Below are 795 nucleotides of genomic sequence, written 5' to 3'. Positions count from 1 at the left end.
TTTACGCGAGAGGGACGGTCCCGGGCTGGTTGTCGGGACGCCGCACCGGACCGGCGAACCGGCGCCGGGTGACGAGCGGGCAGAGGACTACGCTCACACCAGGCAGAATCCACCGAAGCGGAGGAAGGACCCGACCATGACCGACGACGCATATGCCCCCGAGGGGCTGGCGGAGAAGCCCCAATTCAATTCGGATGTCGCGCACACCGCCCGGGTCTGGAACTACTGGCTCGGTGGCAAGGACAACTTCGCCTCCGACCGCGCGGTGGGCGACCAGGTCCAGCAGATACTTCCGCACATCGTCGACACCGCCCGCGCCGACCGGGGTTTCCTCACCCGAGCCGTGCAATTCCTGGCCGGCGAGGCAGGTATCCGTCAGTTCCTCGACATCGGGACCGGGCTGCCCACCGCCGGAAACACCCATGAGGTCGCCCAGGAGATCGCACCGGAATCGCGCATCGTCTACGTCGACAACGACCCTCTTGTTCTGGTGCATGCCCGAGTGCTGCTCACCAGCACCCCGGAGGGCGCCACCAAGGGGACGTAATGAAGTAACAAATACGTGATCGAGAGCATCATCGCAGGTCACAGGCCTGTGGAGGGTTCGAAACGCGCAAGTTATTTCATTTCGACTCCCAACTACCTCGAGGCCGACATCCGGGATACCGACCGAATCCTGGAAGCCGCGGCCCGAACGCTGGACTTCACCCGGCCGGTCGCGCTCACCCTGCTGGGGGTGCTGAACTTCGTTCAGGATGCCGAGGAATCGCTGCGGATCGTGCACCGGCTCCTGGA

General features: G+C 64.5%; 1 pseudogene. It reads left to right on the top strand.

What is annotated here, in order from left to right:
* Positions 1–136: 136 nt before the first annotated feature.
* Positions 137–795, top strand: a pseudogene (locus ACY45C_RS14745) (SAM-dependent methyltransferase); the annotation flags it as partial.

The organism is Frankia sp. CcWB2 (assembly GCF_977927585.1).
This window is presented reverse-complemented; position numbering and strand designations above follow the sequence as displayed.